15 protein-coding genes are annotated in these 20459 nt (G+C 72.1%); 9 read left to right on the plus strand and 6 right to left on the minus strand.

Annotated features, from left to right (window positions below; all coding sequences use genetic code 11):
- Positions 1-67 precede the first annotated feature (67 nt).
- On the minus strand, positions 68-1102 hold the full coding sequence (gene fbaA, locus CUC05_RS10005) for a class II fructose-bisphosphate aldolase (protein WP_108666151.1): 1035 nt from the start codon (positions 1100-1102) through the stop codon (positions 68-70).
- Positions 1103-1247: 145 nt separating this feature from the next.
- Between fbaA and CUC05_RS10010 the strand changes: the two genes are divergently transcribed.
- The 4 genes from CUC05_RS10010 to CUC05_RS10025 all read left to right on the plus strand — a co-directional run bounded on the left by CUC05_RS10010 (position 1248) and on the right by CUC05_RS10025 (position 12293).
- Positions 1248-3689 (plus strand): neutral/alkaline non-lysosomal ceramidase N-terminal domain-containing protein, encoded by a 2442-nt coding sequence (locus CUC05_RS10010; protein WP_108665956.1) that lies wholly within the window; start codon positions 1248-1250, stop codon positions 3687-3689.
- A 146-nt stretch (positions 3690-3835) separates the two neighbouring features.
- The gene (locus CUC05_RS10015) at positions 3836-10012 is read left to right on the plus strand and encodes an alpha-2-macroglobulin family protein (RefSeq protein ID WP_108665957.1); all 6177 of its coding nucleotides are present in this window, start codon (positions 3836-3838) and stop codon (positions 10010-10012) included.
- Positions 10013-10067: 55 nt separating this feature from the next.
- On the plus strand, positions 10068-11063 hold the full coding sequence (locus tag CUC05_RS10020) for an NAD(P)-dependent alcohol dehydrogenase (RefSeq protein ID WP_170127974.1): 996 nt from the start codon (positions 10068-10070) through the stop codon (positions 11061-11063).
- A 117-nt stretch (positions 11064-11180) separates the two neighbouring features.
- Positions 11181-12293, plus strand: a complete 1113-nt coding sequence (locus CUC05_RS10025) for an FAD-dependent oxidoreductase (protein ID WP_108665959.1) — start codon at positions 11181-11183, stop codon at positions 12291-12293.
- A 30-nt stretch (positions 12294-12323) separates the two neighbouring features.
- Here CUC05_RS10025 and add read toward each other — a convergent pair whose 3' ends face one another.
- On the minus strand, positions 12324-13349 hold the full coding sequence (add, locus tag CUC05_RS10030) for an adenosine deaminase (RefSeq protein WP_157965421.1): 1026 nt from the start codon (positions 13347-13349) through the stop codon (positions 12324-12326).
- A gap of 103 nt (positions 13350-13452) precedes the next feature.
- On the opposite strand from add, the gene CUC05_RS10035 reads away from it, so the two are divergent.
- Positions 13453-13932, plus strand: a complete 480-nt coding sequence (locus CUC05_RS10035) for a cation:proton antiporter regulatory subunit (RefSeq protein WP_157965422.1) — start codon at positions 13453-13455, stop codon at positions 13930-13932.
- Positions 13929-15179 (plus strand): cation:proton antiporter, encoded by a 1251-nt coding sequence (locus CUC05_RS10040; RefSeq protein ID WP_108665961.1) that lies wholly within the window; start codon positions 13929-13931, stop codon positions 15177-15179. The genes CUC05_RS10035 and CUC05_RS10040 overlap by 4 nt, the downstream gene beginning before the upstream one ends.
- On the opposite strand, the gene CUC05_RS10045 is transcribed toward CUC05_RS10040, so the two are convergent.
- Together CUC05_RS10045 and CUC05_RS10050 are read right to left on the minus strand one after the other, a co-directional pair.
- Positions 15113-15883: a M90 family metallopeptidase gene (locus tag CUC05_RS10045; protein ID WP_108665962.1), complete on the minus strand. Its 771-nt coding sequence runs from the start codon at positions 15881-15883 to the stop codon at positions 15113-15115. The genes CUC05_RS10040 and CUC05_RS10045 overlap by 67 nt on opposite strands.
- A gap of 60 nt (positions 15884-15943) precedes the next feature.
- Positions 15944-16519: a hypothetical protein gene (locus CUC05_RS10050; RefSeq protein ID WP_108665963.1), complete on the minus strand. Its 576-nt coding sequence runs from the start codon at positions 16517-16519 to the stop codon at positions 15944-15946.
- Between the two features lie 135 nt (positions 16520-16654).
- Between CUC05_RS10050 and CUC05_RS10055 the strand changes: the two genes are divergently transcribed.
- From CUC05_RS10055 to CUC05_RS10065, 3 genes are all read left to right on the plus strand, one after another.
- Positions 16655-18070 carry a DUF1990 family protein gene (locus tag CUC05_RS10055; protein WP_157965424.1) on the plus strand — a complete coding sequence of 472 codons (1416 nt, stop codon included), beginning with the start codon at positions 16655-16657 and terminating at the stop codon, positions 18068-18070.
- A 21-nt stretch (positions 18071-18091) separates the two neighbouring features.
- Positions 18092-18502: a nuclear transport factor 2 family protein gene (locus CUC05_RS10060; RefSeq protein ID WP_157965425.1), complete on the plus strand. Its 411-nt coding sequence runs from the start codon at positions 18092-18094 to the stop codon at positions 18500-18502.
- Between the two features lie 237 nt (positions 18503-18739).
- Complete coding sequence (locus CUC05_RS10065) at positions 18740-19204, plus strand: hypothetical protein (RefSeq protein ID WP_108665966.1); 465 nt, start codon at positions 18740-18742, stop codon at positions 19202-19204.
- A gap of 15 nt (positions 19205-19219) precedes the next feature.
- Here CUC05_RS10065 and CUC05_RS10070 read toward each other — a convergent pair whose 3' ends face one another.
- Positions 19220-19867 carry a TetR/AcrR family transcriptional regulator gene (locus tag CUC05_RS10070; protein WP_170127975.1) on the minus strand — a complete coding sequence of 216 codons (648 nt, stop codon included), beginning with the start codon at positions 19865-19867 and terminating at the stop codon, positions 19220-19222.
- A gap of 31 nt (positions 19868-19898) precedes the next feature.
- Entirely contained in the window at positions 19899-20444 is a 546-nt protein-coding gene (locus CUC05_RS10075; protein WP_108665968.1) for a VOC family protein, read from the minus strand.
- Positions 20445-20459: the final 15 nt, after the last annotated feature.

Below are 20459 nucleotides of genomic sequence, written 5' to 3' on the forward strand. Positions count from 1 at the left end.
CCGCGGGGGTCCGTGCGACGGTTGGCGTGCCTGCGGGCGGTACTGGCTCAGGCTCAGGGGGACTGGCTCAGGCGGACGGGCTCTTGCCCGCCGAGCCGAGGTCGGCGCAGGCCTGGGCCACCCGGGCAGCCATGCTCGTCTCCGCCGCACGGCCCCACACGCGGGGGTCGTAGACCTTCTTGTTGCCGACCTCGCCGTCGACCTTCAGGACGCCGTCGTAGTTGCGGAACATGTGGTCGGCCACCGGCCGGGCGAACGCGTACTGGGTGTCGGTGTCGATGTTCATCTTCACCACACCATGGCTGATCGCGGCGGCGATGTCGGCGGGGTCGGACCCCGACCCACCGTGGAAGACCAGGTCGAACGGCTTGGCGCCGTCGGGCTGGCCGAGGTGCTCGGCGGCGACCCGTTGCCCCTCGGCGAGGATCTCCGGCCGGAGGGTGACGTTGCCGGGCTTGTAGACGCCGTGCACGTTGCCGAAGGTGGCGGCCAGCAGGTAGCGGCCCTTCTCGCCGACGCCGAGGGCGGCGACGGTGTCCAGGTAGTCCTGGGGGGAGGTGTAGAGCTGCTCGTTGATCTCCGCGACGACCCCGTCCTCCTCGCCGCCGACGACACCGACCTCGACCTCGAGGATGATGTTGGCGGCCGCGCAGGCCTCCAGCAGCTCGGCGCCGATGCGCAGGTTCTCCGCGAGCGGCACGGCGGACCCGTCCCACATGTGGCTCTGGAACAGCGGCAGGCCGCCCGCCTCCACACGTTCGCGGCTGATCGCCAGGAGCGGCTTGACGAAGCCGTCCAGCTTGTCCGGCGGGCAGTGGTCGGTGTGCAGCGCCACCTCGATCGGGTACTGCGCCGCGAGCTCCCTGGCGCAGGCCGCGAAGGCCAGGCCGCCGACGACCATGTCGTTGCGGCTGCCGCCGGACCAGTAGCCGGCCCCACCGGTCGACACCTGCAGGATGCCGTCGCTGCCGGCCTCGGCCAGCCCGGCCAGCGCCGCGCTGAGCGTCTGTGACGACGTCACGTTGATGGCCGGGTAGGCGAACCCGCCGGACTTGGCGCGGTCGAGCATGGCGGCGTAGGACTCGGGCGTGGCGATGGGCATGGCACGGAGCATGCCGAATCCCCACGAGGCCGGCAAACCCTTTTTGTTGGAAGCAGCAACATTTATCCCGATGCGTGCGGGGGAGGATGTCGCCGGTCGAACGGCGAACCACACCGTGTAGAGCCGAACTCCGAGGGACCCCGCCATGGCCGTGTTGCCGACCATCCGCCTGCGCCGACTGCTGTCGACCATCGCCATCACCGCCGTCGTGGCCACCCCTGCGGCGGCGCTGGTGACGCCCGCGTTCGACGCCGACCGGATCGTGCGACCACCCGTCCTGACCGACATCGGATCCGGCACGACGCTGGACAACGACACCTCGGAGGGGCCGGCCGCGCCGCTTCGGGCCGGCGCGGCCGAGGGGCTGCTGCGGGTGCCCGTCGGGACGCCGCTCGGGGGATACCTGCGCCCGCCGGTCGGCGGTGAGCTGTTCGGCGAGCAGACACCTGCCCACTACACCGACCTGTCGCCCGGCTTCTCCGAGGACGGCACCCCGATCGTGCACGTCCCCGACGAGGCCCGTGCCGGCCACTCGCCGTTCGCGACCATCTCCCCGCCCAGCCGCGGCTACCACGACGCCCTGACCGCCAAGGCCATCGCGCTGTTCGACGGCACCGACTGGAGCGTCCTGGTCAAGACCGACACCATCGGCAGCCTCGACGAGCTGACCCTCGCCGTCGCCCAGCGGGTGCTGGACCGCACCGGCATCGACGTCGCCGACGGGCTGGTCCTGACCGCCACCCACTCCCACCACGGTCCGGGTGCCGTCGCCGGTGACAGCGTCCGCTACTTCTGGGCGGCCATGGACGTGTTCCAGCCCGAGGTGCTGGACCGGCTCGTCAACGACGTGGCCGACGTCGTCGTGGACGCCGTCACCGACACCGTGCCGGCCCGCATCGGCCACACCATGGGCGCTGACACCCACCGCGACTCGCTGAACTCCTTCCGCCGGCCCCGCGACCCGTGGGACGCCGCCCGTGTCGCGCAGCAGGATGCGTTCCGACGACGCCTCGGGGTCATCACGATCGACCACATCGACGCCGCCACGGGGCAGCCCGTCGCCCCCCTCGCCGTCGTCATGAACTTCGCGGCGCACGGGATCATGTTCGACGTCGAGAACCACTTCTTCTCCGGCGGGGCCCCCGCCGCCGCCGAGCGGTACGTCGAGTCGACCCACGACACGCCCGTCGTGGCCATGTTCGTGCAGTCGGCGTCGGGCGACGTGAGCCCCCGGGCGGACCGAGACGGACGCGGGCGTCCGACGCTGCAGCGCATCGAACGGTTCGGGGAGTTGCTCGGCCGGCAGGTCCGCGCCCTCGCCGACGGCATCGACACCTGGCAGACCGCCCCCGACATCGAGGTCGCCAGCCAGCGGATCCTGCTGGACCGCGACGCGCTGGGCTACACCGGCGACGAGTACCCCCACGAGTGGGGTGCCGTGCAGTGCAACAACGCCGACACCGCAGTGCTCGAGGGCGTCGCGAGCGACCGCAACTGCGTCCCCGCGCCCGCACCCGACGCGTGGGACCTGGCCGACAACGGCCACGCCGAGAACGGCTCGTTCGTGCCGCTGGACACCCGCGTCACCGTCGCCGACATCGGTGACCTGCGGCTGATCACCCAGCCCGGCGAGCCGCTGGTCGAGCAGGGCCTCCGCCTGGTCGAGGCGTCCTCCACCGATCCGGCCGACACCTTCGTCGTCGGGTACGCCCAGGACCACGTCGGCTACATCCTCCCCGACAGCCGAGCCGACTGGCTGATGGGCCGCGTGGAGGGCACCACGACCTTCTGGGGCTGGAGGCAGGGCGGCCGGATCCTCGACGCCACCGTCGCCGTGATGGCCGCGCTGGATGGCACCGCCGCCATGCCGGCCGACGAGCTGGAGGTCAGCTACGTCCAACGTCCCTGGGTGCCCGCAGCCGCCGCCCCCGCACCCCGCCCCGGACGGGTCGTCACCCAGCCCACGGACGTGGCCCGGTTCGACTCGACCACCTTCCGCTTCGAGGGGGGCGACCCGGTGGTGGACCTGCCGACGGTCGTGCTGGAACGACTGGACGCCGACGGTGGGTGGGTCGCGGCCGACGTCCGTGGTGGACGACCGCTGGACCGCCCGTTCGAGTACGCGCTGACCTACCGGTTGTCCGGTGACGCCCACCTCTGGGTGGTCGACTTCGAGGCTCCGAAGGACTGGCCGGCGGGGACCTACCGATTCACCGCCGCCGGGGCGACCGGGGTGCTCGCCGGGACCTACGAGGTGGCCTCCGCTCCCTTCGACGTGCAGCCCGCCGACACCCTCCAGGTGCTCGAGGTGACCCGCGACGGTGACACCGTGACTGCCCGGCTGGCCTACACCCCGGTCCCGACCAACCGACGGCTGCTCGACGCGGACCTGCCCGCGGACCGGCCGGCACCGGTCCGGACCGGCACGGCGACCTTCGAGGGCGCCGCCGGCGTGGCGGTCGACTCGGCTCCCGAGATCGTGGAGGTCGACGCCAACACCATCCACGCGATCTTCCGGGTCACCCTGCCGGGCACGGACCTGCCGACCGTCACCGGCGTCGACGCCTGGGGCAACCGCACCGGCTGATCCCTCCCGAGCGGCATCGCGACTGGTCTTCGTGGATTTCGGACCTGCTCGGGAACCACCGGTGACGATCTCGCGTCGGACCTCGCAACGACGGCACCACCCATGGTGTCGAATCGATCGCAGTGACGACGCAGAGGCCCCTCGACATGCCGACCACAACCACCCGACTCCGCGGACTCTGGCCCCTGTTCCTGTCGGTGTTCATCGCCCTCGCGGTGGTCGCCACCATGTGCACGGTCTCCGGGGACGACGAGGACGACGTGAACGACGCCACCGCCGAGGACGGCACCCCCGCCGCGACCGACGAGGACGGCCAACCCCTTCGGGTCCGCCTCCGCCAGGGCCAGTCGGTGGCGCAGGCCGACGACCCCGTCGAGGTGGCCACCGGCACGCCGCTGGAGGCCGACCGGGTCGATGCCATCATCGACCGGCTGGAGCCGTTCGGGGAGGAGGAGGGTGACCGCCAGGCCTTCAACCGGCCCGCCGAGACGCTGCCCCCGCCCGTCGCCGGACAGACCGTCCCGACGACCTTCCCACCCGCCGGGGGCGACGATGCCGCTGCCCCCGACGTCCCCGCGGGGCCGCTGGAGGTCGTGCGGGTCCAGCCCGAGGGCGAGGTCGACATCGCCCCCTCGCTGAGCATCACCTTCAACCAACCCATGGTCCCGCTGGCCACCCTCGAGCAGCTCGACGCCGCCGACGTCCCGGTCACCGTCACACCCGAGCTGGACGGTCGATGGCGGTGGATCGGCACCCGCACCCTTCGCTTCGAGCACACCCCGGGCACGATCGACCGCCTGCCCATGGCCACGGCCTTCACCGTGACCGTCCCGGCCGGCACCACGTCCGAGACCGGCGGCACGCTGGCACAGGACGTCACCTTCGACTTCGCCACACCTGCCCCGACCGTGGAGGCGTTCGCCCCGCAGGGCAACAGCCTCGTGCTGCAGCCGACCTTCGTCGCCGTGTTCGACCAGGTCGTGGACCCGGCTGCGGTCCTGGATCACCTGACCCTCGATGCCGACGGCACCCGCCCCGTGCGCCAGGCGACACCGGAGGAGATCGACGCCGACGACACCGTCCGGCCGATCGTCGACCGGGCGCTCGACGGCCGCTGGGTGGCGTTCCGCCCGGTCGAGCCGTTGCCCGCCGACACCCCGCTGACCGTCACCTTCGGGGAGGGCATGCCGTCGGCGGAGGGGCCGCGCACGACCGCTGCCGAGCAGCGCTACAGCGGGCGGACCTTCCCTCCCCTGAGGATCGTGCGCACCGAGTGTGGCTACGGGCAGGGCTGCCGTCCCGGCCAGCCGCTGCTCGTGGAGTTCTCCAACCCGCTGGACACCGCCGCCTTCGAGCCGGCGACCGTCACCGTCGAGCCCGAGCTGCGCGGCGCCACCATCGGCGTGCAGGGCAACGTCATCGTCGTCCAGGGGGCGACCGAGGCCGACACCACCTACCGGGTCACCGTGCCCGCCAGCCTGCGGGACGACCGCGGCCAGGTCCTCGGCGCCGAGGAGACCCGGGAGTTCGACGTCGGGGACCCGATGCCGTTCCTCCGCCGGTTCGACAGCGACATGGTCACCGTCGACCCGCTGGCCGAGCAGCCGTCGGTCTCGCTGGTCAGCGCCGGCCACGAGGACCTTCGCGTCGTCGCCCTCGACGTCGAACCCGACGACTGGTCGCGCTACATCGCCCTCGACCGGTGGAGCGACGAGCTGACGCCCCCCGACTTCCCCGTCCTGTTCGACCGGACCGTCGAGACCGGTGCCAGCGACGGCACCACCGTGGAGACGATCGTCGACCTGTCCGAGGCGTTCCCCGACGGGGCCGGGCAGGCGTTGCTGTACGTCGAACCGAACCGGACCTTCCCGCGGGACAGCGAGGAGTACTGGAACAACCTGCAGATGCTGGTCTGGGTCCAGGCCACGACCGTCGGCATCGACGCGTTCGCCGACGGCGAGCAGCTGGTCGTGTGGACCACCGACCTGCGCGACGGCAGCCCCATCGCCGGCGCCGAGGTGGCCCACGACGGCGGCACCGCCACCACCGACGCCGACGGCCTGGCGACGTTCCGGCTGGACAGCTCCGGCGACCCGACCATCACCGCCACCGTCGGGGACCAGACGGCGGTGCTGGGCTCGGGATGGCGCGAACGCTGGCAGGCCCAGCCCCGGAACGACGTCTCCCGCTGGTACGTCTTCGACGACCGCGGCCTGTACCGGCCCGGTGAAACCGTCCGGTTGAAGGGCTGGATCCGCCAGCTGCGCCTTTCCGGCAACGCCGACCTGGTGCTGCCGGGCGACGGCGCCAGCGTCGACTACCAGGTGTTCGACGGGCAGTACACCGAGATCGGGTCCGGCCAGGTCGACCTGAACGCCCTGGGGGCCTTCGACCTGGCCATCGAGCTGCCCGCCGGCGCCAACCTCGGCTACGGCACGATCGCCTTCCAGCTGTCCGGTGTCCCCGGCCTGCAGGACACCTTCTTCGAGCACCCCCTGCGGATCGAGGAGTTCCGCCGGCCCGAGTTCGAGGTCGCCACCCGTGCGGAGAGCCCTGCCCCGCACGTCGTCACCAGCCCGATCACCGTCGCGGCCGAGGCCACCTACTTCGCCGGTGGCGGCCTGCCCAACGCCCCCGTGACATGGACCGTCAGCCACCGCGACGGCACCTACGAACCGCCCGGATGGGAGGGGTTCAGCTTCGGGATCTTCGTGCCTTGGTGGTTCGTCGGCGGCGGGTCCTTCGGAGGGCGTGGGTTCGAGGCCGAGTTCGGTGCGTTCGAGCAGGACATCTGCTGCTTCCCCGGTGGGGAGGAGACCGTCGAGCGGTTCGAGGGCGTCACCGACGCGTCCGGCGCGCACTTCCTCGAGATCGAGCTGGAGGGTGACGCGCCCGACCAGCCGACGCTGGTGTCGGCCAACGCCGCCGTCGAGGACGTCAACCGGCAGGCGTTCGCCTCGACCACCGACCTGCTGGTCCACGCCGGCCAGCGGTACCTCGGGCTGCGCAGCGACCGGGCCTTCGTCCGGCAGGGCGACCCGATCCGCATGGATGCCGTCCTGACCGACATCGACGGCACCGCCATCGTCGGCGAACCGCTCGTGCTGACCGCCGAACGCCTGGTGGAGGAGTACGTCGACGGTGTGCTGACCGAAACGGCCGTCGACCCGCGGACCTGCGAGCTGACCAGCGCCGCCGAGCCGCAGCGCTGCGAGTTCGCCACCGAGGTCGGCGGCCGCTACCGGATCTCCGGCACCGTCACCGACGCCGACGGCGGGACCAACCGCACCGAGTACGAGATGTGGGTCAGCGGCGCCGAGGCGGTCCCCACCCGCCGCATCGAGCAGGAGCAGCTGACGCTCATCCCGGCCCGGCAGGACTACGTGGTCGGGGACACCGCGGAGATCCTCGTGCCGGCCCCGTTCGGCCCGGCCACGGGCCTGGTCACCGTGACCCACAACGGCATCGCCAGCACCCGGGTGGTCGGCGTGACCGACGGCAGCGCCGTCGTCGAGATCCCGCTGGCCGACGACATGGTCCCCGGCATCACCGTCCAGGTCGACCTGGTCGGCGCGGCCCCACGGCTGCTGGACGACGGATCGCCCGCACCGGACCTGCCCGCCCGTCCCGCCTACGCCACGGGGTCGGTCCGGATCGACGTGCCGCCCACGTCGCGCACGCTGACCGTCGACGCCGTGCCCCGCGACACGGCGATCGTGCCCGGCGGCTCCACCGCGGTCGACGTGACCGTCACCGACGCCGCGGGCACTCCCGTCGAGGGCGCCGACCTGGCGGTCGTCGTGGTCGACGAGGCCGTCCTGTCGCTGATCGGCTACGACCTGGCCGATCCGGTCGCCACCTTCCACGGGGACCTCTACACGTGGCTGGACAGCGAGTACCTGCGTCGCACGATCCTGCTGTCCCGGGCCGACACCCCCGTGCCCGCCGGGACCGATGGTGATCGCGAGGAAAGCGTCGCGGAGGGAGCCGAGGACGAGGCCCTCTTCGAGGTGACCGAGGACGCGGCGGCCGACACCGACGGCACCGCGGGAGGGGCGACGGCGGCGGCCGCGCCGTTGGCGGCGACCCCGGAGGGCGAGCAGGGGGGCGGTGCGCCGATCGAGGTGCGGTCCGACTTCGACGCCCTCGCCGTGTTCGCCCCGTCCGTCACGACTGACGCGGCCGGGCGGGCAACGGTTGACGTCGACCTGCCCGACAACCTGACCCGCTACCGGATCCTCGCCGTGGCGGCGTCCGGCAACGACCGGTTCGGCAAGGGCGAGTCGACCCTGACCGCCCGGCTGCCGCTCCAGGTCCGCCCGTCCGCACCGCGCTTCGCCAACTTCGGTGATGCCTTCCAGCTGCCGGTCGTCCTGCAGAACCAGACCGATACCGACCTCACCGCCGACGTGGTCCTCGAGACCGCCAACCTCGCGGTCGAGGGTCCCGACGAGACCCGGACCGGCACCACCGTCACCGTCCCGGCGAACAACCGGGTCGAGGTGCGCTTCCCCGTGACCGCCGCCGACGCCGGCACCGCACGCTTCCGGGCCACCGCCGTCAGCAGCTCCGGCGATGGCGAGTCAGCGGACTCCGCCACCGTGTCGCTGCCCGTCCACACCCCGACCACCAGCGAGTCCTTCGCCACCTACGGGGTCGTCGACGAGGGTGCCGTCGCGCAGCCGCTCCTCACCCCCGACGGGGTCGTGCCGCAGTTCGGCGGGCTGGAGGTCACCACCTCCTCCACCGCCCTGCAGGCCCTCACCGACGCCGTGCTGTACCTGTCGGACTACCCCTACACCTCCAGCGACGCGTTCGCCTCCCGCATACTCGCCAGCGCTGCGCTGCGTGACGTGCTCGAGGCCTTCGAGGCCGAGCAGCTGCCGCCCGCCGCCGAGATCGAGCAGACCGTCGCCGCCGACATCGCCGGCCTCGTCGGCCTGCAGAACGACGACGGTGGCTGGCCCGTCTGGCAGCGCAACCGCCCGACCGAGCCGTACCACACCATCCAGGCCGCCCACGCGCTGATCGCTGCCCGCGACGCCGGCTACGACGTCCCGTCCGGCACCCTCGACCGGGCGCTCGAACGACTGCGCTCGATCGAGGCGGTCATCGACCCGGAGTGGAGCGAGACGACCCGGCAGACCATCCGCGCCTACGCCGTGCACGTCCGTGACCTGGCCGGCGACCGCGACCCGGGTCGTGCCGCGGAGGTGTACCGGGCGCTGGAGGGTGCGACCGGCGACGACGACACGCTGCCGCTGGACGCCATCGCCTGGCTGTGGCCCGTCGTCGACGACGCCGACATCCGTGCCGCCATCGAGCGAACGTTCGCCAACCAGGTGACCGAGACGCCGTCGGCGGCGACGTTCGTGACCGGCTACGGCGAGGACGCCTACCTGGTGCTCGGCTCGGACCGTCGCACCGACGGGATCGTCCTCGACGCCTACCTCGACCAGCAGCCGGACAGCGACCTGGTGCCCAAGATCGTCAACGGCCTGATCGCCAACCAGAAGCAGGGCCGCTGGGACAACGTGCAGGAGAACGCCTTCGTCCTGCTGGCGCTGAAGCGGTACTTCGACACCTTCGAGGCGACCACCCCTGACTTCGTGGCCCGCGTCTGGCTGGGTGACCTCTACGCCGCCGAGCACCCCTACCAGGGGCGCTCGACCGACTCCATGCTGACCGTCGTGCCGACCGCCGAGCTGCTGTCCCGCGAGGACCCGACGATCGTGCTGTCCAAGGACGGCGAGGGCCGGCTGTACTACCGGCTCGGCCTGCGGACGGCGCCGGATGACCTGCGCCTCGAACCACGCGACGAGGGCTTCGTCGTCGAGCGTGCCTACGAGGCCGTCGGCGACCCCGGTGACGTGGTGCTCGGCGACGACGGGACCTGGCGCATCCGCGCCGGGGCCGAGGTCCGGGTGCGACTGACCATGGTGGCCGACAGCCGACGGGTGAACATGGCGCTTGTCGACCCGCTGCCTGCGGGGCTGGAGATCGTCAACCCCGCGCTGGCGGCATCGCCCGCGCTGCCGCCGGAGCCGGAGGAGCCGAGCGACTTCCCCTCCCCGGGTGAGATCTGCTGTGACCTGTTCGACTCCATCGGCTGGTTCCCGACATGGTTCGACCACCAGAACCTTCGCGACGACCGGGCCGAGGCCTTCAGCGGCTACCTGCCTGCCGGCACCTACACCTACGACTACATCGCCCGTGCGACCACTCCCGGCACCTTCGTCGTCCCGCCGACGAAGGCCGAGGAGATCTACACCCCGGAGGTGTTCGGCCGGTCCGCCACCGACACCGTCGTGGTCGAGGGCTGACCGTAGGGGAAACCCCCCATGTCCCCGAGATCGGGTGGGGGCCAGCATGCACGGCATGCGCGACTCACAGACCATGAAGGCGATCGTCCAGCAGGGCTACGGCGGACCGGAGGTGCTCGACCTCCAGGCCGTGGACGTCCCGGTCCCCCGACCGACCGAGGTGCTGGTCCGGCAGCAGGCCACCAGCCTGCAGCCGCTGGACTGGCACTACATGCGGGGCACACCCCTGTTCCTCCGGCTCGTCGCAGGTCTGCGAGGACCGCGGGACCGGCCGATCCCCGGTGCGGACGTGTCGGGCACCGTGGAGGCGGTCGGCGACGCCGTCACCGACCTGCAGCCGGGCGACCCGGTCCTCGGGGCAGCGCCCGGTGGGACGCTGGCCGAGCTGGTCGCGGTCGAGGCGGCCCGGCTCGTGCGTCGACCGCCCAACGTCACCGTCGAGGAAGCCGGCGGGGTGGGGGTCGCCGCCTTCACGGCGCTGCAGGCACTGCAGCGTCACGGTCGGCTGGCCGCCGGTGAGCGGGTGATCGTCGTCGGTGCCTCCGGTGGTGTCGGCACGTTCGCCGTGCAGATGGCCCGTGCGCTCGGCGGCCGGGTGACCGCCGTGTGCAGCGACCGCAACGCCGAGCTGGTGCGAGGGCTGGGCGCCGAGGAGGTCGTCGACTACCGGACCCAGGACCTCGCCGGGCTGGGGCCGCGCTTCGACCTGGTCGTGCAGATCGCCGGCGCCCAGCCGCTGGGGGAGTACATGGGCCTGCTGGCGCCCGGCGGCCGGTACGTGATGGTCGGCTCGGACGAGGACGGCGCCCTCCTCGGCCCTGCGGTACGGGCCCTCCGGGTCGTCCTCCGCAACCGCTTCTCATCCCACGACCTGGTCACGTTCACCGCCGACGAGTCGGTGCGGGAGGACCTCCTGACCATCACCGGCTGGCTGGCCGACGGGTCGGTCCGCACCGTCATCGACCGCACCTTCTCGCTGGCCGACGCGGCCGCAGCCATGACGCACAGCGAGTCGGGCCGGGCCCGCGGCAAAGTGATCATCACCATCTGACTCGTCGGGGACCGTGCGTCCACGTCCGCGGTCGAGGGTCGGAACGAGAACAGGTCGGTCGGCGACACTGGGGCCGGTCACCACCACCCGGTCCGTCCGCAGGGGAGCAGCCACGTCATGACCACCCACGATGTCGTCGTCCTGGGCGCCGGTGCGATGGGGCTGGCGACGGCGCACGCCCTGGCCGGCCGGGGCCGACGGGTGGCCCTCGTCGAGCGCTTCGAGCCCGGCCACGCGCGCGGATCCAGCCATGCCACCGCCCGGGTCTTCCGCCTGGGCTACGAGGACGCCGACTACATCGCCCTGGCCCGTGCGGCGCTGCCGCGCTGGCGGGACCTCGAGGCACGCACCGGGGCCAGCTTGCTGGAGCTGACGGGGGTCGTCGACCACGGTCCTGCCGATGCCATCGCGCCGATCACCGACGCCTTCGTCGCCAACGACGTGGAGCACGAGGTGCTGGACCCCGAGCGGGCGGCCGCGCGGTGGCCGGGGATGCGCTTCGACGCCGCCGTCGTGCATCACCCGACCGGCGGCCGTGTCGCGGCACAGCGCACCCTCGACGTGCTGCTGCAGCGGACACGACAGCACGGTGCCGACGTCCGGGTTGCCACGGCCGTGGTGGGCGTCGACGTGGGCGACGGTGGGGTGGCGGTCCGCCTCGACGACGGCAGCGTGCTCCGGGCCGACCGGATCGTCAGCACCGTCGGCGCGTGGACCCAGAAGGTGCTGGATGGAGTCGTGGCGCTGCCGCCCATGCAGGTCAGCGCCGAGCAGCCGATGTTCTTCCGCCCGGTCGTGCGCCATCCGGGGGAGTGGCTGCCGGCCGTGCACCGGGGGGTCGAGGACGTCTACCTGTTCGGTGTGCCCGGCGAGGGGGTCAAGGTGTCGGAGCACTACCGACCCGAATGGCTGGACCCCGACGACCGACCCTTCGACGAGGACACCGCCGCCACCGCACGCCTGGCCGACTACATCCGCCGGTGGCTGCCGGGGATCGATCCGACGCCGGTCAGCATGACCCGCTGCCTGTACACCACGACGCCGGACCGGGACTTCGTGCTGGACCGCGTGGACCGGGTCGTCATCGGCGCCGGGTTCAGCGGCCACGGCTTCAAGTTCACGCCCGCCATCGGGGAGGTCCTCGCCGACCTCGCCGAGGGCGCCAGCCAGTCCATCGAACGGTTCCGGATCAGGGCAGGCACGAGGACCGCTGGGTCCGGGGTCAAGTAGGCGCTGGCGAGCGGCCCGTGTCGATCGCCGTCAGGCAAGCCGTGCCAACCATCTCCCCTTGTCGGTGTCGCTGGCGAAGCTGTGCTCGATGGAGTTGCGGGCCAGTCGGGCCATGCCGTCCATGTCCAGGTCACACCACTCCCACGCGCGCTGGTACTCCTCCAGCAGCGAGGTCCGGAACAGGGGCGGGTCGTCGCTGGCCAACGTGACCGTGATCCCGGCCTCGAGCATGCGGCGCAGGGGATGGGCCGCCGGGGACGCGACGGCGTTCAGGGCCAGGTTCGAGCCCGGGGCCACGTCGCAGGGGATGCCCCGCTCGACGAGCAGCGCGACGACGTCCGGGTCGTCGACCACGCCGATCCCGTGCTGGATACGGCGTGCGCCGAATCGCTCGACGGCGTGCCGCACCTCCCACGGGTCGCCGTGCTCGGCGGCATGGGCCACCCCCGGGATGCCGAGCGACTCGGCCCGGCGGTAGATGGCCTCGAAGTCCTGCGTCGGCCACGACTCAGCCGGACCGCCCATGCCGATCGCGACGACGTGGTCGAGGTCGTGGGCGAACACCTCCTCCATCGCCTCGGCGCAGACCTCGGCTCCGAGGTGCGGGGAGATGTCGGGGATCAGCCCCCAGGAGATCCCCGTCCGGCCAGCCGCACGCTGGCACCCCTCGACGATGCCGTCGTGGATGGGGGCCCACGCCTTGCCGCCCTCGGCGATGTGGCCGGTCGCCGACACGTGCAGCTCGACGTGGACCGCACCCTGGGCATGTGCGGCGTCGAGGTAGCGCTCGGCGATCGTGGCGAAGTCCTCGGGTTCGCGCAGCAGCTCCAGCACGGCGAAGTACCGCTCGAGGAACATCGGGAAGTCCTCGAAGCGATACCAGTCCTGCACCCCCTCGACGGTGTCGGCGGGCGGCCGGGCGCCGTGCCGCTCGGCCAGCTCCAGCAGGGTCGCCGGATCGACGGTCCCCTCGAGGTGGACGTGCAGCTCGGCCTTCGGCAGCGCACGCACCTCCTCGAGCGGAAACGGACGGGTCGAGGACTGGCTGGTGGTCATGGCGGGATCGTAGGGTCGGGTGCGCCGGCGGGGAACACCCCAGCAGGTCCCGGCGTTCCAGATGTCCACATCGACGACCGCCACGAGGCGGGAGGAGCAGCACATGCCCAACATCCGCGAGGTCACCCTGCCGGGCGTCGGCGTCCGGTACGAGTTCGCGACCGAGGCCGGTGAGCAGGTCGGCGTCATCGCCCACCGGGGCGGCTGGAAGGAGCTGCTGGTCTACGACGCCGACGACCCCGACCGCTGCCGGACGGTGCTGCACATGACCGCCGACGAGACACGTGCCCTCGGCGAGCTGATGGGTGCGTCGACGGTCAGCCAGGTCGCCACCGCGATCGAGCAGGACATCCAGGGCCTCACGATCGCGTGGCTGCGGATCGCCCAGGGGTCGACGTCGGTCGGCCGGACCATCGGTGACCTGCACGTCCGCAGCCGGACGGGGGTCTCGATCGTCGCCGTCGTCCGCGGCGAGGAGACGATCCCCTCGCCCGAGCCGGACTTCGCGTTCGCGGTCGGCGACATGGCGGTGGCGGTCGGCACCCCCGACGGCGTCCGACAGGTCCGCGACCTCCTCGCGTGACGGTCGTCCTCGCAGCGGTCGGCGCCGACGTGGCGCTGGCCTTCGTGGAGATCGGCCTGCTGGCACTGGTCCTGGCGTTCCTCGCCCGTGTCGCCTCCAGGCTGGGTATCACCGCGGTGCCGTTCTACCTGCTGGCCGGCCTCGGGCTCGGCGAGGGCGGGATCGCCGACATCGGGGTCGCGGAGGGGTTCGTCGAGCTCGGTGCCGAGATCGGCGTCCTCATGCTCCTGCTCACGCTGGGGCTGGAGTACAGCTCCGACGAGCTTCGCTCAGGGCTCCGCGGAGGCGGTGTCCCGGGGGCTGTTGACGCGCTGCTGGGATTCACCCCCGGCCTGGTCGCCGGGCTCCTGCTGGGCTGGGCGGTCCCTGCGGCCGTGCTGCTCGGCGGCGTCACCTGGATCAGCTCCTCCGGGGTGATCTCCAAGGTCCTCAGCGACCTCGACCGGCTGGGCTACCGCGAGACGCCGTCGGTCCTCAACCTGCTGGTCATCGAGGACCTGGCGATGGCGGTCTACCTGCCCATCGTGGCTGCCGTCGTGGCCGGCGAGGACATGATGTCGACGGCCACGACCGTCGCGATCGCCCTGGTCACCGTCGGGGTCGTGCTGTGGGTCGCCATGTCCTACGGCCACCTGATGAGCGTCCGGCTGGACCGCGGCAACAACGAGGCCCTGCTGCTCGCGGTGTTCGGACTGACCCTCGTCGTCGGGGGCCTGGCCCAGCAGCTGCAGATCTCCGCGGCGATCGGGGCGTTCCTCGTCGGACTTGCCCTCTCCGGCCCCGTGCAGGAGCGGGCCAGCGAACTCATCGAACCGTTGCGTGACCTGTTCGCCGCGATGTTCTTCCTCTTCTTCGCCTTCCAGATCGATCCGGGGGACCTGCCGGCGGCGATGGTGCCGGCCGCGCTCCTGCTGCTGGTGACCGGGGCGGGGAAGATGGCGACCGGCTGGGTCGCGGCGAAGCGGATCGGCGCCAGCACACGCGGACGCGTGCGGGCCGGTGCGGCGTTGATCGCCCGTGGCGAGTTCTCCATCGTCATCGCCTCGCTGGGGATCGGCCTGGCCGACGGTGCCCAGCTGGGCATCATCGCCGCGGCCTACGTGCTGCTCACGGCGGTGGCCGGTCCGGTCCTCGCCAAGAACGCCGACGCGCTGCACGACCTGGTGTTCCGGCGACGTCCTCAGTCCACGACCGCGGGTGCGGCTGCGTCGGCGTCGTCGACCCAGGAAGCCGGGTCGACGTTGTAGTAGTCGGCCAGCACCGCGTGCAGCAGCGGCCTGTCCTCGCGAAGGGCGCCGGCATCGGTCATGAAGACCTCGGTGGCCACGGCGAAGAACTCGCTGGGGTTGGTCGCCGCGTAGGGACGCAGCAGGCCGGGCGGCTTGCCCTTGCGGAGGTCGTCCAGCTCCATCTGGCAGATGGTGATCCACCGTCGACGACGGTCCCCCTCCAGCGGCGGCGTGCCGTCGCCCACGCCGTCGAGGAAGTCCAGCTGGTGGGCGAACTCGTGGAGGACCACGTCGCGTCGTCGTCCGGGATGGCGTCGGTCGGCGGCCACTTGGTTCCAGGCGAGGTGGACCGGTCCTCGGGCGGCGGTGTGCCCGACCACCGGCATCGGGCCGTCGGTGACCGTCCCGGGGATCGCGCCGCGGCGGACCGACGCGAGCACGATCGTGGAGGGGTGCACCACGACGGTCCGGACGGCGTGCAGCGGCGTCTCGTCGAAGCCGATGGCGAGGATCGACGCCCGCGCGGCGATGGTGATGCGCATCGGGTCGGTCAGCGCCGAGCCGGCCGACGCCTCCCACCCGCAGCGGTCCAGCAGGTCGACGACCGCAGCGTCGTAGCGGTCCCGATGCTCCACGGACAGGCGACCGCGTGCGGGGAAGGCCTGCTCGACGACCCGCAGCTCGTCGTCGGTCAGGGGGCGCGGTCCTCGGCGACGGATCATCCCGGCCAGTCTGTCATCGCCCGCCGCGCGTCCCGTCGGTTGGGGTCGGTGGGGCGGTGATCAGCCTCGGCCCCATCCGAGCATGCGCGGCAGCCACCGACGCGGGATCAGGCGTGCGCCGCCGTGGGACTCCTGCCAGGCATCGATGACCAGCATGGCGGCGGTGGTCGAGGGGATCACCCACTGGAGGACCCGCAGGCGTCGTTGGGCCGACGCCACGTCGGCCGGTGTGTCAGCGATCGGCTGCACTGCGGTGGCCACGGGCACGTCGCCGGCGCGGGCCACCTTCCGGCCGAGCCGTCCGCTCTCCGCCGTGGCAAGCAGCGTCGCGCCCAGCAGGCCGGCTCGCAGCACGACGGCGGTGCGTTCGGAACCGCGGCTGGCCCTGCCGTGGCGCAGGGTCAGGCCGAGACCGCCGCTCAGGTGGGCTCCGACGGCCACGGGCACGATCGCCGCCCAGCGGAACCAGCCGGCGTTGGCGACGCGTCCGCGTTGCGTGGGGTCCTCGACCTCTCGCGACGCACCGTTCAGCGCAACCGCGCCCATGTAGGCGCCGCCGAACCAGGCAGCCAGGCCGAGGTCGTGGGCTGCCCGCAGGGTCCAGTTCGGCACGTGTCGGAGGATGGTGGTGATCACCTGTCGGGATGTGTCCACTCGAGGCGTGTCTCACACCTCCGAGGGGCGGTGGATCGGCCCGTGCGACGCGTCCGCGGTCAGCTGCAGGCGAGCTCGCGCGGTCCGACCGGCGGCCGGCTGGGTACAGACCCCCACATGCCGTCCATCCCCGACATGTCCGATTCCGGTGCCCCCACGCCTGCCAGCACGATGGCGCGGGTGTGGCGGTGGGTCAGCAGCATGGTCTGGGCGACCCTTTCCTACCTCCTCCACCGCGTCCCCCTGTACCGGCGCGGCCGTTCCGGGGACGCGGCGCCCGACACCCCCGACCTCGACCGCGACCTCATCGGCGACGCCCGCGCCGTCCAGCGCGCGGCCGATGGCGTGGGACCGCTGTACTGCCGCCGGTACCGCATCGCCTTCACCGACAGCGCGATGACCCCCGAGATGCTCGTCGCAACCCTCCGGCACGACATCAACGCGGCCACGCCCGAGTCGATGGCGCGCTTCGAGGACGGCACCGACGACGGCGAGACCGACACCATCGAGGTCGGCAACGAGTACGTCGTCTACCTGCCGGGCCCCTGGAACGGTCCAGTACGGGTCGTCGAGGCCGACGACACCTCGTTCACCCTCGCCACGCTCGAGGGGCACATGGAGGCCGGCCAGATCACGTTCCGGGCCATGCCCCACGACCGCTTCGACTGGACCGTGTTCGAGATCGTGTCCTTCGCCCGCAGCGGCAACCGGCTGTTCCACCTGCTCTACGACCGGGTCCCGCTCGCAAGCGAGATCCAGCTGCACATGTGGGCGCAGTTCTGCGAACGGGTGGTCGACCTGGCCGGCGGGGTGGTGATGACGTCGGTGGAGGTGGACACCCACGTCCTCGACGACGACCCCGTGTCGACAGGGACCCGCGAGGTCGTGGTGACCGCGCCGGTGTCGACGCGGGCCCGCCGGGCGCTGGAGGACCTGCACGACGTCCCGCTGAACTTCGACCTCGACGCCGTCGACGTCGAGGACGCCACGCAGGGATGGACCCTCGACGACTGGTGCCAGCCGCTGCCCGACGAACCGCCCGGCGAGCCCGTCCCCGGCGGCCCCTTCGAGGTGGCGGCCGGGCTGCTCGAGGACTACGCCTTCGCCGACCCCCGGATCGTCCGTGCGGTCTACCGTGCCGACGTGCCGCTGGCCGAGCGCGACATGGTGCTCGAGGCCCGGTTCCACGGGCTGCGCTTCCTCCTCGGGCTCAGGGTCGGGGACGTCGTCGACGAGACCACCACCGTCGCCGGCCGGCCGGTGCAGCGGTGGGGCTGGAACTACCGCACCCTGAAGGGTCACCTGGAGACGGGGCAGATGGACTTCCAGGTGTGGAAGTGGCTGGACTCCGGCGAGGTGGAGTTCCGCGTCAACGCCTACAGCCGCCGGGCGCGGATCACCAACCCGATCATCTGGCTGGGCATGACCGTGTTCGGCCGCGGGATGCAGGTGCGCTTCGCTCGCAACGCCCTGTCCCGCATGGACGAGCTGGTCCGGGCACGGCTGGACGACGCCACGGTTGCTACCTACTGACTGATCAGTCAGTATCGCGATGTGACCGACCAGACGACATCGCCGCCCCGTCCCGACGATCCCCGCAGCACGGTCGAGGCCTACTTCGACGCCGTCAACGCCAGGGACTTCGACACCCTCGCCGGGCTCTTCGCGGAGGACGCGTCGTTCCGACCCGTGGGCTCACCCGACCGCCGGGGCCGCGAGGACATCGCGGCGTACTACCCGCCGCTGCTCGCCGGGTTCGTGCACGGCACCGACACCCCGACGCGCATCTCCGTCGCCGGCCGCGTGGTGACGGCGGAGATCCACTTCGAGGGCCGGACCGTCCAGGGGGTCGACATCGCCTTCGACGCGGTCGACGTGTTCGACATCGACCACGACGGCCGCATCGCCGGCCTCAGCCTCTGGTACGACACACGCGACGTGGCCCGGCAGGTTCGGGGCGGCTGACCGTGTGCGCCGGTTCTCACCTCGTGAGAACCGACCTCACGCCTTCCGGGTGCCCGCAGTCGGGCAACGAACTCGGACCGAAAGGCAGTCGCCATGCGCACCCTCGTCTCCCCATCGGAGCCATCCGTCCCCGCCCTCGTCGTCCCACCCCCCGTCGCGTCCCAGCCGGGCCCGCTCCCACACCCACCTCTCGAGCGGGTCGGCGCGCCCCCTTCCGCGCCCGCCAGGCCGCGGACCGTGGGGCTGCTGCGGATGCTCCTGGGCTGGATTTTCCTCTGGGCCTTCCTCGACAAGCTCCTGGGCCTCGGGATGGACACGCCGGCGTCGCAGGCGTGGGTCAACGGTGGGTCGCCGGCCGGGGGCTACCTGCAGTTCGCGCTGGAGGGCAAGATGTTGCAGCACGTCTTCGTGGGCATGGCCGGTCCGGTGACCGACGTGCTGTTCATGGCGGCGCTGCTTGCCGTCGGGGTCGGGGTGACCCTCGGGATCGGCATGCGCCTGGCGACCGCGGGCGGTGTCCTGCTCATGGCGAGCCTGTGGCTGGCGAACCTGCCGCTGCTGCACAACCCGATGGTGGACCAGCACGTGATCTACGCCGTCGCCCTGGTGGCGCTGACCGCCCTCGACGCCGGTCGGACCTGGGGCATGGGTCGGGCATGGGCCGACACGGCGCTGGTCCGCCGGGTGCCGCTCCTGCGCTGAGGCGGAGGGGTGGGGTCAGGCCGGTGGGCGCCCCAGGTCGCTGCGGGACCCGCCGGCCGGACCCACGACGCCGGCGAGCACCAGGTCGGTGAACTGGGCGGCGACCTCCTCGGGGGTGCTCGGCCCGTCCTCGCGCCACCAGGTGCTGATCCAGTTCATCATCCCGAACACGGCCATCGCCGTCAGCTTCGGGTCGACGTCGGCAGCCATGGCCCCCGACTCGACGCCACGCCGCAGCAGGTCGCGCAGGGCGGCGTCGAAGCGGTCGCGTTCGGCCAGGATCGTCGCCTGCCGCTCCGCCGACAGGTGCGCGAAGTCGTTGAGGAAGACCCCGACCTGCTGCACGTCGCGGCAGTACGCCTGCACCTGCTGCTCCAGGTAGGCCCGCAGCTGCACGAGCGGGTCGCCGCCCACCTCCAGCCACTCCTCGAGCCGTTCGACGGTGTCACGGTGGACCCGGTCGATGATGTCGAAGAGCAGGTCCTCCTTGGAGTCGATGTAGTAGTAGAGGCTGCCCTTGAGGATCCCCAGCTCGTCGGCGACGTCCTGAATCGAGGCCGTCGCGTAGCCCTTGGCGTGGAAGACGCGGGTGGCCGCGGCCAGCACCTCGTCCTTGCGGCGGGGTGCCTCTCGGGTGCCCCGGGGGGCGCGGTCTGCAGACATGGTCAACGAAGCGTAACCGGGGCAGGGCGCGTCACGACGGGACGTGTCCGGCATCCCCGGCAGTGCGGTCGACCCGGTTGGTCGCCCAGTCGACGTCGCCGGCCAGGACGGCGTCCAGCGAGGCAACGCCCTGCGGGACGCTCCAGTCGTCGGCGGACTGCACGATCTGCCAGACGATGCCGAAGCCGGAGCGGGGACGGACGTAGGTCTGCAGCCACGACGGGTCGGAGGCCAGGTCGGTGTCCACCACCTCGATGCCGGCCTCGTCCAGCGCGGCGAGGGCCACGTGGATGTCGGCGACGAACACGGTGATGTGGTGCACGCCCTCGCCCCGCTTGTCCAGCACGGCGTGCAGGTAACTGTCGGGCGTGCAGGGCTGCAGCAGCTCGATGCGGATGTCGTTGGGCATCGCCAGCTGGATGGTGCGGATGCCCAGCGGTTCGGGCTCGTTGCCACCGTGCAGGAACTCCCCGCCCAGCAGGTCGCGGAAGAGGGGCAGGGCGGCCTCGATCGAACGGACCGCGACCGCGACGTGGTCCACGCGGACCACGCCGAGTCGCCCGACGACGTCGCGCATCAGCAGACCCCGCGC

Source organism: Euzebya rosea (genome assembly GCF_003073135.1).
Taxonomy (GTDB): domain Bacteria; phylum Actinomycetota; class Nitriliruptoria; order Euzebyales; family Euzebyaceae; genus Euzebya; species Euzebya rosea.

What these genes read in the sequence shown, in the direction of transcription:
- CUC05_RS10075 (WP_108665968.1), bottom strand. Translation starts at nt 20,444, where the DNA reads ATGCGCGACGTCGTCGGGCGACTCGGCGTGGTCCGCGTGGACCACGTC.
- CUC05_RS10045 (WP_108665962.1), bottom strand. Translation starts at nt 15,883, where the DNA reads ATGATCCGTCGCCGAGGACCGCGCCCCCTGACCGACGACGAGCTGCGG.
- CUC05_RS10055 (WP_157965424.1), top strand. Translation starts at nt 16,655, where the DNA reads ATGCCGTCCATCCCCGACATGTCCGATTCCGGTGCCCCCACGCCTGCC.
- add (WP_157965421.1), bottom strand. Translation starts at nt 13,349, where the DNA reads ATGACCACCAGCCAGTCCTCGACCCGTCCGTTTCCGCTCGAGGAGGTG.
- CUC05_RS10020 (WP_170127974.1), top strand. Translation starts at nt 10,068, where the DNA reads ATGCGCGACTCACAGACCATGAAGGCGATCGTCCAGCAGGGCTACGGC.
- CUC05_RS10015 (WP_108665957.1), top strand. Translation starts at nt 3,836, where the DNA reads ATGCCGACCACAACCACCCGACTCCGCGGACTCTGGCCCCTGTTCCTG.
- CUC05_RS10010 (WP_108665956.1), top strand. Translation starts at nt 1,248, where the DNA reads ATGGCCGTGTTGCCGACCATCCGCCTGCGCCGACTGCTGTCGACCATC.
- CUC05_RS10025 (WP_108665959.1), top strand. Translation starts at nt 11,181, where the DNA reads ATGACCACCCACGATGTCGTCGTCCTGGGCGCCGGTGCGATGGGGCTG.
- CUC05_RS10035 (WP_157965422.1), top strand. Translation starts at nt 13,453, where the DNA reads ATGCCCAACATCCGCGAGGTCACCCTGCCGGGCGTCGGCGTCCGGTAC.
- CUC05_RS10070 (WP_170127975.1), bottom strand. Translation starts at nt 19,867, where the DNA reads ATGTCTGCAGACCGCGCCCCCCGGGGCACCCGAGAGGCACCCCGCCGC.
- fbaA (WP_108666151.1), bottom strand. Translation starts at nt 1,102, where the DNA reads ATGCCCATCGCCACGCCCGAGTCCTACGCCGCCATGCTCGACCGCGCC.